The 14,906-nt window shown below is 53.0% G+C and carries 12 protein-coding genes and 2 pseudogenes; 9 read left to right on the forward strand and 5 right to left on the reverse strand.

Annotated features, from left to right (window positions below; translation table 11 throughout):
- Nucleotides 1-102, forward strand: a pseudogene (locus NTH01S_RS12050) (polyprenyl synthetase family protein); the annotation flags it as partial.
- Here NTH01S_RS12050 and NTH01S_RS04140 read toward each other — a convergent pair.
- A pseudogene (locus NTH01S_RS04140) lies at nt 93-980 on the reverse strand (TonB-dependent receptor plug domain-containing protein); the annotation flags it as partial. The pseudogenes NTH01S_RS12050 and NTH01S_RS04140 sit on opposite strands and share 10 nt — an antisense overlap.
- Before the next feature lie 348 nt (nt 981-1,328).
- On the opposite strand from NTH01S_RS04140, the gene NTH01S_RS04145 reads away from it, so the two are divergent.
- Complete coding sequence (locus tag NTH01S_RS04145) at nt 1,329-2,351, forward strand: bifunctional GNAT family N-acetyltransferase/(deoxy)nucleoside triphosphate pyrophosphohydrolase (protein WP_068169889.1); 1,023 nt, start codon at nt 1,329-1,331, stop codon at nt 2,349-2,351.
- Between the two features lie 19 nt (nt 2,352-2,370).
- Here NTH01S_RS04145 and NTH01S_RS04150 read toward each other — a convergent pair whose 3' ends face one another.
- A complete protein-coding gene (locus NTH01S_RS04150) occupies nt 2,371-3,258 on the reverse strand; it encodes an SMP-30/gluconolactonase/LRE family protein (protein ID WP_068169891.1) in 888 nt (295 codons plus the stop codon).
- Between the two features lie 73 nt (nt 3,259-3,331).
- On the opposite strand from NTH01S_RS04150, the gene NTH01S_RS04155 reads away from it, so the two are divergent.
- Nucleotides 3,332-4,099, forward strand: coding sequence for a competence/damage-inducible protein A (locus NTH01S_RS04155; protein WP_068169894.1), 768 nt, complete (start codon nt 3,332-3,334; stop codon nt 4,097-4,099).
- Between the two features lie 172 nt (nt 4,100-4,271).
- On the opposite strand, the gene NTH01S_RS04160 is transcribed toward NTH01S_RS04155, so the two are convergent.
- The 3 genes from NTH01S_RS04160 to NTH01S_RS04170 are packed head-to-tail and all read right to left on the reverse strand — an operon-like array spanning nt 4,272 to nt 6,571.
- On the reverse strand, nt 4,272-5,255 hold the full coding sequence (locus NTH01S_RS04160; protein ID WP_068170120.1) for an acetyl-CoA carboxylase carboxyltransferase subunit alpha: 984 nt from the start codon (nt 5,253-5,255) through the stop codon (nt 4,272-4,274).
- A 49-nt stretch (nt 5,256-5,304) separates the two neighbouring features.
- Nucleotides 5,305-6,201 carry a tyrosine recombinase gene (locus NTH01S_RS04165; protein WP_084366962.1) on the reverse strand — a complete coding sequence of 299 codons (897 nt, stop codon included), beginning with the start codon at nt 6,199-6,201 and terminating at the stop codon, nt 5,305-5,307.
- Between the two features lie 16 nt (nt 6,202-6,217).
- Nucleotides 6,218-6,571 (reverse strand): hypothetical protein, encoded by a 354-nt coding sequence (locus NTH01S_RS04170; protein ID WP_068169899.1) that lies wholly within the window; start codon nt 6,569-6,571, stop codon nt 6,218-6,220.
- Nucleotides 6,572-6,634: 63 nt separating this feature from the next.
- Here NTH01S_RS04170 and aroB point away from each other — a divergent pair, with 63 nt between their 5' ends.
- The 6 genes from aroB (at nt 6,635) to NTH01S_RS04200 (ending at nt 14,905) form a co-directional block, all read left to right on the forward strand.
- Nucleotides 6,635-8,332, forward strand: coding sequence for a 3-dehydroquinate synthase (gene aroB / locus NTH01S_RS04175; protein ID WP_370664298.1), 1,698 nt, complete (start codon nt 6,635-6,637; stop codon nt 8,330-8,332).
- A 331-nt stretch (nt 8,333-8,663) separates the two neighbouring features.
- Entirely contained in the window at nt 8,664-9,803 is a 1,140-nt protein-coding gene (locus NTH01S_RS04180) for an OmpA family protein (RefSeq protein WP_068169906.1), read from the forward strand.
- Nucleotides 9,804-9,989: 186 nt separating this feature from the next.
- Nucleotides 9,990-10,475 carry a GtrA family protein gene (locus NTH01S_RS04185; RefSeq protein WP_068169911.1) on the forward strand — a complete coding sequence of 162 codons (486 nt, stop codon included), beginning with the start codon at nt 9,990-9,992 and terminating at the stop codon, nt 10,473-10,475.
- A gap of 92 nt (nt 10,476-10,567) precedes the next feature.
- On the forward strand, nt 10,568-13,204 hold the full coding sequence (alaS, locus tag NTH01S_RS04190) for an alanine--tRNA ligase (RefSeq protein ID WP_068170123.1): 2,637 nt from the start codon (nt 10,568-10,570) through the stop codon (nt 13,202-13,204).
- Between the two features lie 149 nt (nt 13,205-13,353).
- On the forward strand, nt 13,354-14,019 hold the full coding sequence (locus tag NTH01S_RS04195) for a carbonic anhydrase (RefSeq protein ID WP_068169914.1): 666 nt from the start codon (nt 13,354-13,356) through the stop codon (nt 14,017-14,019).
- Nucleotides 13,994-14,905, forward strand: a complete 912-nt coding sequence (locus tag NTH01S_RS04200) for an endonuclease/exonuclease/phosphatase family protein (protein WP_068169919.1) — start codon at nt 13,994-13,996, stop codon at nt 14,903-14,905. Before NTH01S_RS04195 ends, NTH01S_RS04200 begins: the two co-directional genes overlap by 26 nt.
- Nucleotide 14,906: the final 1 nt, after the last annotated feature.

Below are 14,906 nucleotides of genomic sequence, written 5' to 3' on the forward strand. Positions count from 1 at the left end.
GGCGAAGTTCTGCAAATGGTGGTGCAGAATGACCTCTCTACGCCGATGGAGCGTTATCTTGAGGTTATCCACGGGAAAACGGCGGCGCTTTTTGCCAGAGCATAATTCGGATACAGGTTGGGCGTCCGCCAGCCATCTTGCTGCAAAATACCAACCGATGTGTCCGGGTAATTCCACTGCGTCAGACCCGACCAGTTAAAAAACGCAGACATACGGCTTTGCGTACCGATCGGCTGCACCAGCTTAGCATCAACCTGCTGCATAAACTGGTCTTTACCACCGCCCATCCACATACCTTCATCCGTACGCGCATAGGACGTGAAGAACTTAGTGCCGCTCGAGTTCAGCTTACCCGCATCCAACCGGACATAGGTGCGATACGAATCATAGCTCCCGAAAGACTGGCTAATCTTTCCACCGCGCCGATCACTCGGGTCACTCGATGTCACCTGAATCGTGCCACCCAGCGTATTCGTTGACGGCAACTCAACAGACCCTGCCCCCTGAGACATACGCAAAGACTGCATATCGTCTGGGATAATAGCCGAAGCGAGGCTCAATCCATTCACCGACTGATAGGTCTGATCGTTCAATGGAACGCCATCAACCGTCACACCCATTTGGTTCATGAAAAAGCCGCGCACATAAAGATTCGCACCAAAACTATCGATGCCGAATGGATCCGTGGAGGTGAAATTTACACCCGCATCACGGCTCAACATTCGGTATGGACTCGTCCCCGGCACAAATTGGCGCATCACAGCCTTAGAAACAGATTGCTCAGCATCCTGCCCTGTACGTGTCCGCCCGACGACTGAAACACTTTCTTCACTCGTTGCATTCAATGCATGCGCATGACGCACCACTGTATGTGCTTTTTCTGCCGTATTAACGGACTGAGGCGCATGAACAGGGGCGGCTTGATGACCCGTTTTATGAGCAGCATTCTGCTTCACCGCAGCAGAAGCCACACACGGCATCGTCAACAACGCAACGGAAGACAAAAGACACAGTTTCAATCGCACGTTTTTTCCGGGCTCCTGATCACATATTTCCAAGTAAAGTTGCCCTGCACTATCAAGGCTTCGAACCAAAAGAGGGTGGCCCCTTTTACGGTTCCTAATTTGAGGCGAAACCCGTCATTAAAACGAATGACATTTCAATGACATGCACTGATTGTTGTTTTAAAGTCTCACGTTGCCATTATAACACACACTATACAGCATATAAAACTTTCAGAATGAAAGATTTGCCTGTTATCCTAACGGGATAAGGTAACTGCATCGCTTCCTCAGCCTCTGCTCACTCCTCCTGATGCTACGAGACACATGACACCGGAACTCCTGATCGACGATCTCATCTTACGCCCGCTTTCATTACAGGATGCTCCGGCCGTACACCGCTTGATCAATGACTGGAGCGTGGTACGCATGCTCAGCCGCCTTCCTTTTCCTTATCCGCGTGACCTTGCAGATCAATGGATCGCCAGCGTCATTGCCGATAGTCAAAGTGGTACAGCTTATCATTTCGCCGTTACACGAGCAGGCACTCTTCTGGGCGTAGTCGGAGTAACCATCACGAAGCCTCAACACAGTGCAACGTTAGGCTACTGGATTGGTCCCACTTTATGGGGACAGGGTATCACCACACGCGCTACGCAGCGCGTCACCGAATGGGCTTTCACTGTCCTCAAACTCAAACGCATGACAGCCGATGTCAGCGTGGATAACCCGGCATCGGCTGCCGTTTTGCGTAAAAATGGCTTCCAAGAAGTTGGTCAATCCACACGTCGCTTCGTCTCACGCGGGCAAGAATGTCCCATCACCCTTTTTGAACGCACCGAAACCATTATGCCAATGCCAGAAGCACCTTTGCCCGCTGATACGGCACAGAGTGACGTCCCGGCCAGCCCAGTACCACCGGTGCCAACACCGCCTCCACCCGCCAAAACCCGCACCTTACTCGTCGTAGCCGCCGCCCTCATCAACCAAGATGAACAAATTTTGCTCGCACGCCGCCCCGAGGGCAAACCCCTCGCAGGTTTATGGGAGTTCCCCGGCGGGAAAGTAGAAACGGACGAATCGCCAGAACGCGCTCTCATTCGAGAAATGGAAGAAGAACTCGGCATAGACCTCAAAGGGGCCTGCCTCTCTCCCTTCACCTTTGTCAGCGCAGATGTTGGCGCCCGGCACTTACTCATGCCGCTCTATGTCGTACGACGCTGGCGTGGACAGCCCTGCGGCAAAGAAGGCCAAGAACTAGCATGGGTCGATGCAAAAGATCTGCACACCTACCCCATGCCAGACCCTGACGTCCCTTTAATCCCACTGCTGCGGGAATTATTGGGGTGATATACTCACCCCACTACACTTACAGAGCGAACTGACGCTGCGCCAAACCCGGCACATCCGTGCGGAACGCATAAATTGAACCCGCCTGCTCCTCACGCGCCAATGCATCTTCGGATAGGCCCTTGCGCGCTGTCGTCACGTACACAGTCCGCAGGTCATCACCACCAAACGTAATTTTCGTGACGTTCGAAACTGGCATAGCAATTGGCTTAAGCTGCGTACCATCTGGCCGGAAGCGTAGAATCTTGCTGCCGCCCCACACACCAGACCAAACGGTCCCTTCGCTATCCGTCACGATCCCGTCCGGATAACCCTCCGTCAACGTGGCAAAAACGCGCTCATTCGACAATTCACCGGCTTCATCCACATCGAAAGCATAAATACGCTGCTCAGGGCTATCACACACATACAAAACTTTACCGCATGGTGAGACGGTCGGACCGTTCGAGACCGTGTAACCCTCATCATGATGTGTCACTTCTAGGCCTTTCTCACCACGCAAAACGCGATAAATCGAACCCGTCGGATGCGTTTCACCGTTATCCATGGTGCCAAACCAAATGCGGCCCTTCGCATCCACACAGCCATCATTCAAACGATTACCCGGATGCTCTGGCTCCACCACGGTATCAACCGAAAATCCACCTGTTTTCGGGTCAAAACGGTGCAAACCATCACGCAAGCCCGCTAAGAACGTGCCACCTTCGACCGGCAACAAAAACCCAATCCGATCGGGCGCACTCCACACCGTACGCTCACCCGTAGCAGGCACAAAACGGTGTACTTTTTCTTCTACAATATCAACAAAATACAAAGCATTTTCAGCAGCGCTCCAAACAGGGCCTTCAGCCAGAGTCGCACGGATATCGTAAACACAAATTGGGTCGTGATGCTTCAACGTGGTCATGGCAATCCTGTCCAAAGAATGGAATAGAGTAGAAGAGTACACACTCTCAATGCACCCTAACAGGCATCAGACCATGCTTCAAAATATCCCGTCACCAAAAACAGCCTGCCTTCTGATTATCGGTAACGAAATTCTTTCTGGACGCACACAAGATGCCAATACACGCACGTTAGCACTTGCCCTTAACCAGCATGGTATTCGCCTATTAGAAGTGCGGATTATCCCTGATATCGAAGAGCATATTGTAACAACCGTCACAGCATGCCGGAAGAATTTTGATTTTATTTTCACCAGCGGCGGCATCGGGCCAACACATGATGATATTACAGCTTCCTGCATCGCAAAATCGTTTAACGTCTCACTCGTAAAGCACCAAGAAAGCTTCACGGCACTTGAAGAGTATTTCGGGACAGAACGTTTTAATGCCGCTCGCCAGCGTATGGCCTATCTTCCCGAAGGGGCCATTCCTATCGCTGATCCTGTCGCGATCGCTCCCGGCTTTATTATCGAAAACGTACACGTCCTCGCGGGCGTACCCAAGATTTTCACAGCTACAATTGCAGCGCTGATTCCTACCCTACCACAAGGCACAGCCCTCAGCATGACAGGATGGCACGCATACGGCCTACGCGAAGGCGACTTCGCTGCAAACCTCACCACAATTCAAGAAAATTTTCCGCAACTGGATATCGGCTCATATCCCTATGAACACCCTGAAAACGGGAAAGGCGTCGCACTTATCGTCAAAGGGTATCATGCAGAGCAGGTCCAAGACGCAGCAAGAATACTGCATGACCTAATCATCACGCAGGGACAAACCCCGCTCGCCGGCGAACCTTAACCGACCATAACAATCACTGCCAATCTGTAAGGCTGTTTCTTTTTTCACCACAATAAAAAGATGAAAGGCATTTTGTGCCCATCATAAAGCGCATACTGCGTACCAAAACACAGTAAGCAGCGGCACAGAGGCGGCTTCTATAAGGCCGCCTCCAACGCCACAAACCACGTAATTAATTCAACGCACCACGCGTCATCGCTAAGAACTTATCACGCCGCTTTTGAAGCAAAGCCGCACTGTTCAATGCTGTAAGCTCTTCCAGTTCTTCAGCAATCGCATCACCGACGGCCTGTACAGCATCTTCCGGCGCACGCTGCGCACCGCCTACTGGCTCCGTCACGATACGATCAATCAGACCCAGTTTTTTCAGATCCTGCGCGGTCAACTTCAACGCTTCCGCCGCGGCTGGGGCCAGCTTCGGGTCACGCCATAGAATCGACGCGGCTGCTTCCGGCGAAATTACAGAATAAATCGAATGTTCAAGCATCATAACGCGATCGCCCGCGCCAATAGCAATTGCACCACCAGAGCCACCTTCACCGATGACAACCGCAATCAACGGCACAGGCGCTTGCAAACACACATCAATAGAGCGGGCGATGGCTTGAGCCTGGCCGCGTTCTTCCGCATCAATACCGGGCCATGCCCCTGCCGTATCAATAAAGCTGAGAATCGGCAGGCCAAAACGCCCTGCCATCTCCACCAAACGTTGTGCTTTACGGTACCCTTCCGGACGAGCCATGCCGAAATTGTGCTTCAAGCGCGTTTCCGTATCGTGCCCACGCTCCGTACCAACCACAACCACTGGCTGACCACGAAAACGCGCAAGACCACCAATCATGGCCTCGTCATTTGCGAAAGCCCGGTCACCCGCAAGCGGCGTGAAATCTGTGGTCAACAAGCGAACATAGTCCAGCGTTTTCGGACGTTGCGCATGCCGAGCCACCTGCACTTTTTGCAGTGGCGTCAGCTTGCTATACGTCGTCCGAAGTTGCTTCTCTGCCTTGTCAGACAGACGAGCAATCTCGTCCGCAATGTCGATACCGCCAGCATTGCTGGCACCTGCATTCGGCTCTTCGCTGCCCATTTGACGAAGCTCGTCAATTTTGGTCTCCAGCTCGGCAACCGATTTCTCGAAATCTAGGAATTGGCGCATAGCTTGCCCGATAGCACGGAGACGCACCAGAAAACAGCCCCAAAGCGTCTTACGATGTTACAGCCGCTAACGGATGATGGGCCGAGACCAATTGACGCAAGCGTTCTGCCATCACTTGCGTGTAAATTTGAGTCGTCGCGATATCTGCATGCCCCAAAAGCATCTGTAACGCACGTAAATCCGCACCGCGTGCCAAAAGATGACTCGCAAAAGAGTGCCGCAAAACATGCGGACTGACCCGCTCTGGATCAATCTCTGCCTTCACGGCACAAGCGTACAAAATTTTATCAAAACCCTGCCGTGTCAAAGGCTTCACTGGATTCCGCCCCGGAAACAAATAAAGACTTCCCAAACCTCTATCATAATGCACCAGTGCATCCGCAGCATCACGCGCCGCTTGCGATAACGGTACGAGGCGCTCACGCCCCCCCTTACCACGCACCAACAACATCGGCCCTTTCGCCTGCACACAGGTGGCAGGCAACGCCAAAAGCTCCGAAATACGAAGCCCCGTCGTGTATAAAAGTTCTAAAGCCGCGCGCGAAACCAGATCACGACGTTCATCATCATGACCAACCGTACCGTGCTCTAAAAGCCGTCGAATCTCGTCTTCAGCCAATGGCCTTGGCAAAGTCGCTGACACTTTAGGAGCAATGTGCCGCGCCGTCGGGTCATCTTCCCGCACGGATTCAAGCATTAAGAAACGATAATACTGCCGCAGACACGATAACCGGCGCGCCGAAGTCCGGGCAGACAGCTTTTGCTTCGATAAAGACGCCAAATATGCTGCAATGTCTGACGCTGTCGCCTTCTCCAACCGCGTTGGAGCAACAAACCCTGCGGCATCGGCCAAATCCGCCGCATAGGCCACGCGCGTCAATTTTGCCGCACCACGCTCTGAGGCCAGCATTTCCAAAAACGCGTCTATGTACCGATCATCAGACACCGCAGCGCTGCATCACTTAATGGGCGACAGCACCTTGGCCCGGTAATGCTTTCGGCGCTGGCAAAGTCGGCAACGGTGTTGATGGCCCCATAGCAGGAGCAGCATTCACCGAATTCGCGCTCATAGGTGCAGGCACAGCAACCATAGGCACACCACTGACCGACGGAACAGGCGCCAAAGACGGCAAAGGCGTCCCCGATTCTTTCACTACAAATGCTGAAACTGGCAGAATTTTATGCACAGTGCTCTGTGCCGGTGCACTCTGATCAAACCCTAGGCGTAAGAAACCACCACCACCGATGATAACCACAGCCAAGAAAGCAATGCCCGCAATCAACGGCAGGCGGGACGAACGGTCAAAACCGGGCATATTTAGAGTACTCTCAGCAGTACAGAGGGGACGACTTGCCCTTCCTATGCTATGCAACGCACCATGTCATCATCGTCTTCTTACCTTCATCCCGCCTCATTGACGCTACCTGCTTCCACGATGCACCGCATTCCACAACGCACCATCGTTTTGATCGGCATGATGGGTGTTGGGAAAACGACCATTGGCCGCCGCCTCGCTCAGCTTCTCGGCCGTCGCTTTGTCGATGCTGATGCCGAGATTGAACGTGCCGCAGGCTGTAGCATCACAGAAATTTTTGAACGCCATGGCGAAGCTTTTTTTCGCAATGGCGAACGACGCGTCATTACACGCCTCCTTGATGGTGCACCCTGCGTTTTAGCCACAGGCGGCGGAGCATGGATGAACAAGGAAACGCGCAGCCGAATCCGCCAACGCGGTCTCTCCGTATGGTTACGCGCGCCTATCCCCGTTCTCTTGAAGCGCGTGCATGGCCGCCACGGTCGCCCACTTCTTGCAACGGGCAACCCACATGAAATTCTCAGCAATTTAGCTGAACAACGACATCCCGTTTATGCAGAAGCGGACCTTATTGTAGATTGTGGAGATGAAACGGTGGAACAAGGCGTCGAAAAACTGCATGCAGCTCTCACAACATGGCAGCCACCAGAGAAAGTACACGTCGCACTTCAAAACCACGCTTATGATGTGTTGATCGGCAAAGACTTAATCGAACGTGCAGGACGTTGGTTAGCACCGCTTCTGCCACAAAAGCGCGCTGTCATTATTACAGATGAGCATGTTGCAACACTGCACCTTTCACGACTCGAGGCTGCACTAGCCGAAACAGAGATTCGCTTTGACACACTCCGCGTTCCCCAAGGAGAAGGGAGCAAATCCCTCTCACATTATAGTGACCTCATAACCCGCGTACTCGCCCTCGGCATCGAACGTCACACCACCATCATTGCCTTTGGCGGCGGCGTCGTGGGCGATTTGGCCGGTTTTATTGCCGCGACAGCGCTCCGCGGCCTCCCTTTTGTACAAATCCCCACAACCCTTCTGTCACAAGTCGATAGTTCCGTAGGAGGGAAAACAGGTATCAACTCTCCTTCCGGCAAGAATCTTATCGGCGCATTTCATCAGCCTATTTCCGTTCTGGCCGATAGCTCTGTCCTCGCAACACTACCGCGCCGCGAACGCGTCGCAGGCTATGCGGAAATCCTCAAAGCTGGTCTCATCAGTGACCCAGAACTATTTGCGTGGTGTGAAACGCATGGCGCACGCGTTTTGGACGGTGACCCACACATTGTAGCCGAAGCAGTCAAACGCGCATGCGCTTTTAAAGCCAAGGTTGTCGCTCATGATGAACGTGAAGTCGCTCCCCAAAATGGGCGCGCATTGCTGAATTTAGGCCACACCTTTGGCCACGCTATCGAAGCAGAAATGGGCTATAATGGCCGACTTCTCCATGGTGAAGCTGTGTCCATCGGCCTGCACCTAGCCATGCGCCTTTCTGTACGACTCGGCTACGCCAAGGCAAGTGATCTCAATCGCCTCAATACCCATCTCCAGCAGCTTAATATGCCCATGAGCATTCGCGCATTGAGTAATAATTTTTCTGCCACGACGCTAATCAACAACATGCTACGCGACAAAAAAATGAAAAACGGCAAAATTGCGTTTATTTTGTTACGCGGAGTCGGCAAAGCATTTACACATTGTGATGTCTCTCTCGATCAGGTCAAAACACTCCTGCAAGAAGACGGCTGCGCACCATAATAAGCCTTTATTTTTGCGTAACGAGACAAGAAAAAGCATTGATTTTTCTGAGTATTTTGACCCGATTATAAAAAAATAAAACATGGCGCTCATTTACCCCTTCAGCTAAGGCGAAAAGTGCAGCGCGATTATATCGTGCCAGAGTCGGAATAAACTGTGACCAAAAACACACAGCCTCCGCTCCTATAGCGCCCAACCTACCCTAGATCACTTGGTGAAGGGGAACTTACGGCTCTATATGCACTTATGCATCGCGCTGGGTCAGTTAGTCCAAAACAGGAAACTGATGGACTGGCAGCTCGAACGTTAAGTCACGAAAGAGGACGAAAACATGCGTCTCCGCACGGCACTCCTTGCCATGACATCGATGGTGGCGGCACCGTCGCTCGCTATGGCAAGCACGATCACCGGCCCATACGTCGATCTCGGCGGCGGCTACAATCTGGTTCAGACACAGCACGGCTCGTTCTCACCAACGACGCAAGCTGATGGCTCTACCTACAATGGCAGCACCAATTCCGCTTTCCGTCACAAAGACGGTTTCACAGGCTTCGGCTCAGTAGGTTATGGCTTCGGTAACGGCCTGCGCGCCGAAATCGAGGGTGTATATAACTACTCTCAGCTGAACCACCGTAACGTTACGGCAGCTCCTGGCTCAACGTCCGGTTCTGACCAGTCTTACGGCGGTTTCGTCAATGTTCTGTATGACATTGACCTGTCTCAGTTCGGCCTGAACTCACCAGTAACGCCATATGTTGGTGTCGGTGCAGGTTACCTGTGGCAGCACCTGAACCCAACAACGACGTCCTACACGAACGGCGCAGTTAACCGCATCGGCGGCACAAACAGCAGCTTCGCGTACCAAGGTATCGTTGGCGCAGCTTACGACATCCCAAGCGTACCGGGCCTGGCTCTGACGACGGAATACCGTTTCATTGGTCAGCAGTTCGCAAATGGTTCCTTCAGCTCAACGTCGTACAACACGACGGGCCGCCACACAGGCAACCTGAACTTCGACCCACGCTTCTCGCACCAGTTCATCCTGGGCCTGCGTTATGCGTTCGATACGGCTCCTCCTCCTCCGCCACCAGCACCAGTTGTTGTACCGCCTGCGCCTCAGCCAGCTCGTACATACCTGGTATTCTTCGACTGGGATAAGGCTGACCTGACGGGCCGCGCTCGTGAGATCGTTGCTACGGCAGCTCAAGCTTCTACGCACGTTCAAACAACGCGCATCGAAGTTAACGGCTACACCGATAACTCTGCAGCTCGCCCAGGCGCAGCTGGCCAGAAGTACAACATGGGCCTGTCCCTGCGTCGTGCAAATGCTGTGAAGGCTGAGCTGGTACGTGACGGCGTTCCTGCTGCAGCTGTCGACATCCACGGCTTCGGTGAGCAGAACCCACTGGTTCCAACGGGTCCAAACACTCGTGAGCCTCAGAACCGTCGCGTAGAAATCATCCTGAAGTAATTCAGGGCGAAAGCCACGCGTATCGCGCCGGAACCTCGGTTCCGGTGTCGGTTCCACGTTAAGGCGTCCTTCGGGGCGCCTTTTCTGTTTCTAAGCACCGCACATATAAAACCTTTATGAATACCCTTCGAGGGTTTCCATAAACCTGCTTAAACAGCAGAGATTTTTCCTGCATGGGATTGCCTCGTGGCTCGGTTTTCCATTCGTATTCCGCTCTATTGTCAGCAATTTCTACGTTTCGGCGCTGTCGGGAGCCTTGGCCTTCTCGTTGATTGCGCCAGCGTCACGCTCCTACGCCCCATGCTCAAGCTCACGCTTGCTACGCTTTGCGCCTATTTTATTGCCGCAAGCGGAAACTGGCTACTCAACCGCCTTTGGACATTCCGAGAAACCTCCGCACAACAGTCGCTGATCGTACAATGGTTGCGTTTCCTCGCCGCAAACAGCATCGGGTTTTTATTTAATCGTGGCGCGGTATTTAGTCTGTACGCAGTATGGCCAATAACCCGACACCACCCCGCGATTGCCCTCGCAATCGGCGCGGCCTGCGGCATGATAGCGAACTTTAATCTCTCAAAACGCCTCGTTTTTCATAGCTCCACACCAAAAACTATCTCCCCCCAAATAGATCAAGACACACACCAACCTGCTCCCCCCTCCAAACTCTCTTAAACACTCCTTTACGGTACGCATTTCCAAGAGCGTCACAATCGTCTAGGAGAAACAGACATTTTCTTGCCGTTTTTTCGGAATTGCGCGCGCTCATGACCAGTACAAACGATATCCGCTCAGCTTTCCTTGAGTATTTTGCCTCCCATGGCCACCGCATCGTTCCTTCGGCCCCTCTCGTGCCGCAGAACGATCCAACGCTTCTGTTTACGAATGCGGGCATGGTGCCATTCAAGAACCTGTTCACAGGTCAGGAAACACGCTCTTACAAACGTGCAACCTCAGCACAAAAAGTCGTGCGCGCAGGCGGCAAGCATAATGACCTCGACAATGTCGGGTACACAGCACGTCACCACACTTTCTTTGAAATGATGGGCAATTTCAGCTTTGGTGACTACTTCAAGGCTGATGCCATTGAGTTTGCGTGGAATCTGCTCACCAAGGGCTTTAACCTGCCCAAAGAAAAACTGCTGGCCACTGTCTACGCTGACGATGAAGAAGCAGCAGGCCTATGGCGTAAAATCGCAGGCCTGAGCGACGATAAAATCATCCGTATCGGCACAGCGGATAATTTCTGGCGTATGGGTGACACAGGCCCTTGCGGTCCATGTTCCGAAATTTTCTTTGACCATGGGGATAGCGTCTTCGGTGGCCCTCCAGGTAGCCCGGACGAAGATGGTGATCGCTTCGTCGAAATCTGGAACCTCGTGTTCATGCAGTTCTTTGAAGAACCTGCTGGCGTTCGTAATCCACTCCCACGCCCTTCTATCGATACGGGTATGGGCCTGGAACGCTTTGCCGCGATTCTCCAAGGAAAGCGCGACAACTACGATACAGATACAATGCGCGCACTCATTGAGGCTTCGGCTGATGCGCTACACCAAGATCCTGATGGCCCCTTCAAGTCCAGCCACCGCGTCGTCGCTGATCACCTGCGTTCAACAGCCTTCCTGATTGCTGACGGCGTTCTGCCCTCCAAAGATGGCCGTGGCTATGTTCTGCGCCGTATCATGCGCCGTGCCATGCGCCACCTACACATGATGGGCGCGAAAGAGCCAGTTTTCTACCGCCTCCTCCCCGCTCTCATTCGTCAAATGGGCGCCGCCTACCCTGAACTTGTTCAGCATCAAGCTCTCATCGCTGAAACTATGAAAGGCGAAGAGGAGCGCTTCACCGCCCTTCTGGAACGCGGCCTGACGCTTCTCTCCGATGAAGTATCTCGCCTTGGTGAGAAAGAAGCTCTTCCGGGTAACGTCGCCTTCCGCTTGTACGACACATTCGGCTTCCCACTGGATCTGACTCAAGACGCATTGCGTGAGCAAAATCGTACTGTTGACGAGCATGGCTTTGAGGCCGCCATGTCCGAGCAACGCGCACGTGCACGCGCCGCGTGGACAGGCTCAGGCGATGCCGCCGCAGAAACCATTTGGTTTGACGCACGCGATAAGCACGGCGCGAGCGAATTCCTCGGCTACACATCCGAAAAAGCTGATGCCGAAATCCAAGCCATTTACAAAGGCTCCGATGAACTCGCGGAGGCACCTGCGTCCGATGAAACTGTTGCATTCCTCCTCAACCAAACACCGTTTTATGGTGAAAGCGGCGGTCAAGTTGGGGATCACGGCACACTCACCGCATCGGGTCTCACCATCGAAATCACCGATACGCAAAAACGTAATGGAGATCTTCTCGTCCATTACGGCCGCGTCGTTGAAGGCACCGCAAAACCGGGCATGGCGGTCCATGCAGAACTCGACCATACGCGCCGTACGGCCATTCGTGGCCATCACTCTGCAACACATTTGCTGCATGAAGCCCTACGCCGTCAGGTCGGCAATCACGTCACACAAAAAGGCAGCTTAAACGCGCCTGAACGACTGCGTTTTGACATCAGCCAGCCACGCCCGCTCACACAAGACGAACTGATTGCTGTTGAGGCTGAGGTCAACGAGCGCATTCGTGAAAATGCACCCGTTGAAACCCGCCTTATGACGCAAGAACAGGCCGTCGCCGAAGGTGCCATGGCGCTCTTCGGTGAAAAATACGGTGATGAAGTCCGCGTTGTCTCTATGGGCAAAGGCGATGATGCCCGTCATGCTTATTCTATCGAACTGTGTGGCGGCACACATGTTCAGCGCCTTGGTGAAATCGGTACGTTCCGTATCATCTCAGAAACAGGCGTTTCAGCCGGTGTGCGTCGTATTGAAGCAGTATGTGGCCTCGCCGCAGAGAAGCTCGCTCTCGAAACAGAAACACGCCTGAAAGATATCGCTGACCTTCTCAAAGTACCCGTTAGCGATGCCGCTTCACGCGTTGCCGCGTTGTTGGAAGAACGTAAAGCTCTGAATAACCAAATCTCAGACTTACAGCGACGCTTAGCCACAGGTGGCGCAGCCGAATCTAACGAAACCATCAATGGCATCACTCTCAGCGCACGCAATCTTGGCGATGTCAGCCCCAAAGAGCTGAAGAGCTTAGCTGAAGACATCACCAAACAAATCGGCTCTGGCATTGTGGCCCTGATGTCTGCGGCAGATGGACGCGGCAGCATCGTTATTGCCGTAACCAAGGACCTGTCCGAGCGCTTTAACGCCGTCACATTAGTGCGTGCGGCTTCTGCTCTTATGGGCGGAAAAGGCGGCGGCGGCCGACCAGATATGGCGCAGGCTGGTGGCCCGAATGCTGATTCGGATGCTGTGTTTGCTATGCTGAGAAAAACCCTCGAAGGGTAAAGATCATAATACGGGGCATTGCAACAAAGAGTAAGTTCCTTCGGAAACCGCTTGTGCCGTTCCGGAGGAATAAATAAATTTTCTTTTATAGAACCTGACCCCCTTCAGGTTCGCTCTTTGTCCATCCTCTCATTAGGTGGAGACACACCATGGATTGCGGTCGCGATACACTCTCTAAGCTGCTTGAAGGCGTTAAAACCTTCCAGAACGATGTTTACCCAGAAAGTGCAGAACTGTTTGAAAGCCTCGCAAACAGCCAAGCACCTTCTACGCTGTTCATCACCTGCGCAGATAGCCGAATCAGCCCCAGCCTGATCACCCAAACCCAGCCGGGTGAGCTGTTCATCGTCCGTAACGTTGGTAACCTCGTACCAGCCTACGGTGAAATGCTTGGCGGTGTTTCTTCAGCCATCGAATATGCTGTGGCTGTTCTCAAGGTCAAAAACATCATTATCTGCGGACACTCCAACTGTGGTGCCATGGGTGCGTTGATGAACCTGAATGACCCCAAGCTCGATGGCCTTCCCACCGTCCGCAGTTGGATGCGCAATGGTGAAGCCGCGCGCGCAACCCTTGGGGATCTCAAAGCAGAAGATGCAGGCCCCGCGCAAGTCCGTGAACTGACGGAAAATAACGTACTATTGCAACTAGCACATCTGCGTACTCACCCTGCTGTGGCACGCGCACTCGCCCAAAAAGAGATAACCTTACAAGGCTGGTACTACGATATTCCCAAAGGACAAATCGCCGTTTTGGATGAACAAACCCGGACCGCACGCTCCGTAGCGGATGTTCTTTCTGACCTTGGCGCCTAAGCTCTCCACCCGGTTTTGGACAAAGTGCTGCCTCACGGCAGCACTTTTTTTCTCTGCCCCGACTGCAAACGCACACCGTTTAAAACTCAGCACATGGAATCTAGACTGGCTTACTCTCAGGCCGAGCGGAGACGCGGCTCTTCCACCAGACGTTCCAAGCCGCACACAGAATGATTTCCTACGGCTTCATGCCTATGCTGATCACCTCAATGCAGACATTATTGCTTTCCAAGAAGTCGAAAACGTAGAAGCAGCCTCACGTGTTTTCGACCCGCAAAAATACCAATTCATCTTTAGCCAAGACAACATCATTCAAAAAACAGGGCTCGCCATCCGTAAGTCGCTCTCTGTTTCCGTCAACCCACCTTTGCAAGAGCTCGACAATACCCCGCCAACAGCGATTCATCATCTTCGCAGCGGGCTTGATGTCACACTTTCTGCCGGATCTCAAACACTGCGCTTATTGGTCGTACATCTCAAAACAGGCTGCTGGGACCAGCCCCTCAGCCAAAAGCAACATTCCTGCCCGACTCTATATCAACAATTCACCATTCTAGAAAACTGGATTGCCGAGCGGCAAGATGAAGGCATGCCCTATGCTGTTTTGGGAGACTTCAATCGTAGGTTAACCACCAGCGATCCACTCATGCAGCACATAAATACGATTGCCCCCCTCAGCCTCACCACAGCCGGTTTCGCTAGCCCCTGCTGGCAGGGTGAATCCTTTATTGATCATATTCTGCTTGGTAACACTGCGCGCCAATGGCTTGTCCCTCAAAGCCTACGAGTCTTAACCTACCAGCATGACACGAGCCCCACAGGCCTTTCAGACCATTGCCCGGTTTCTATTACTCTAGACGTACCTGACGCGCCTTCTACGCAATAAA

Source organism: Neokomagataea thailandica NBRC 106555 (assembly GCF_001598495.1).
GTDB lineage: Bacteria > Pseudomonadota > Alphaproteobacteria > Acetobacterales > Acetobacteraceae > Gluconobacter > Gluconobacter thailandicus_A.